The sequence below is a fragment of the Streptomyces sp. NRRL WC-3549 genome (assembly GCF_000721935.1).
Taxonomy (GTDB): domain Bacteria; phylum Actinomycetota; class Actinomycetes; order Streptomycetales; family Streptomycetaceae; genus Streptomyces.
In genome coordinates this window covers 16,092-17,885 of record NZ_KL585446.1, presented here as the reverse complement: position 1 = coordinate 17,885, position 1,794 = coordinate 16,092, and the positions used below count along the sequence as shown (strand labels likewise).

Sequence of the window (1,794 nt, the reverse complement as noted above, 5' to 3'; positions counted from 1 at the left end):
GCTCGGGGGTGAGGTCCAGCTGCGAGGCCTCGTCGTCGTCGAGTCCGGCGTCGGGGTTGTTCTTCCGCCGGCGCTTGTCGTTGAGGAGGGAGAAGCCGACGGCGATGAAGTACAGCACCGCGAGCGGCCCGGCCAGCAGGATCATCGAGAGGGGGTCGCCGCCCGGGGTCGCGATCGCCCCGAAGGCGGTGAGGCCGACGATCATCCCGCGCCACCAGCGCAGCATGCGGGCGCCGCTGAGGACGCCCGTGATGTTCAGCAGTATCAGCAGCAGCGGGAGTTCGAAGGCCAGCCCGAAGACGATCACCATGCGGGTGATCAGGTCCAGGAAGTCGTCGAGCGGCAGCAGGTTCTTCACGTTCTCGGGTGTGAAACCGAGCATGATCTCCGCGGTCTGCGGCAGGATCGCGTACGCCAGGTAGGCGCCCGCGACGAAGAGCGGGACGCCGGCGGCCACGAAGGCCATCGAGTAGCGCTTCTCCTGCTTGTGCAGGCCCGGGGCGACGAACGCCCACAGCTGGTACAGCCACACCGGGGTGGCCACGAGCACGCCCGCCATGAGCGAGACCTTCAGCGCGATGGTGAAGGGGGACAGCAGACCGTTCGTGGTCATCTCCGCGCACGGCCGGCCGTTGATCATGGTCACGGCGCCGTTCTTGCAGCCCACCGAGGACAGGATCGGGTCCATCAGGAACTCGAAGATGTCCCGGTAGACGAAGGCTGCCGCGATGACGGCGACCACGATGGCCAGGACCGACTTCAGCAGCCGGTTGCGCAGCTCACGCAGGTGATCGAGGAGGGGCATCCGCCCCTCGTCGTCCTTCTCCTGCTTGCGGGCAGACTTGAGCAACCCACTTCCCTCGTCTCGTGCGGCAGCCGTCGGCGGTGCGGGTCGGCCGTCAGCTCTGGGTGGTGGGCTTGGGCTCGTTCACCGGGCGGGAGCTGGTGACGTCCCCGGGGGCGGCCTGGATCGTGCGCGCGGAGGCGGCCGGCGGCGCGGTGTCCGCGGCGGTCTCCGTGGTGGGCGCCGCAGTGTCCCCGTCGTCCTTCTTCATCGCCTTGGCCTCGCTCTTGAGGATGCGGGCCGACTTGCCGAGCGAACGCGCCATGTCAGGAAGCTTCTTGGCACCGAAGAGAAGCAGGATGACAGCGATGATCAGAACGATCTCGAGGGGCTTCAGATTGCCGATCATGTGCGACTTCCTTCTCACTGAGGCGACTGGAGGGTGGGCTCGCTACCCGTACGGCCGGACTCACGTCCGGCCCTCGCGCTGGCAGCGATCGTAACCCGCAGGGGTAAACGCCGGGCAATGTCCGTGCGTACTCCCGTTCGCGGCCCGCACCTCCCTGCCGGGGCCACTCCAGCAGCGTACCTTCCGCCATGGCGGATCCGGGAGGCCCCGTTCCCGCTATCGCAGTGCCTCACCGGTGCCGGCGAGGGTGGTGGCCGCCCGTTCGAGGTCCTCCGCCGCCCGGTTGATCCGCTGCGTGGTCGCGGCGACCTGTCTGCCGAGCCGTTGCGCCTCGACGAAGACCTTGACGGCCAGGACACCGAGCACGGCCATGCCGAGGAATCCCAGAGCGATGGCGAGCATGGGCCAGAACATGGACGGGGCCTCGGAGTTCTCTCGTTGCTGTGCGGGTCACCGGGCGGCCGTGTGCAGACGCAGCGTCCGCACCCCGCCACCGATGAGAAGTTCCACGATGCGCTCCCCGGCCGGTTTGCGGACGGCCGAGTCGCACTCGGGACACGTGAAGGAGTAGAAGGTCGTACGGCGGCTGGCGCCTATCGCC

General features: G+C 68.3%; 3 protein-coding genes. All 3 read right to left on the bottom strand.

The genetic code is table 11. The features are described from left to right. Positions 1 to 850 (bottom strand): twin-arginine translocase subunit TatC (gene tatC / locus IH13_RS39265; protein WP_031090956.1); only part of this gene is annotated, 850 nt, incomplete at its 3' end. Positions 851 to 899: 49 nt separating this feature from the next. Further along, positions 900 to 1,193 carry a Sec-independent protein translocase subunit TatA gene (tatA, locus tag IH13_RS0134805; RefSeq protein ID WP_031090954.1) on the bottom strand — a complete coding sequence of 98 codons (294 nt, stop codon included), beginning with the start codon at positions 1,191 to 1,193 and terminating at the stop codon, positions 900 to 902. Positions 1,194 to 1,409: 216 nt separating this feature from the next. Further along, on the bottom strand, positions 1,410 to 1,607 hold the full coding sequence (locus IH13_RS0134800; RefSeq protein WP_031090951.1) for a hypothetical protein: 198 nt from the start codon (positions 1,605 to 1,607) through the stop codon (positions 1,410 to 1,412). Positions 1,608 to 1,794: the final 187 nt, after the last annotated feature.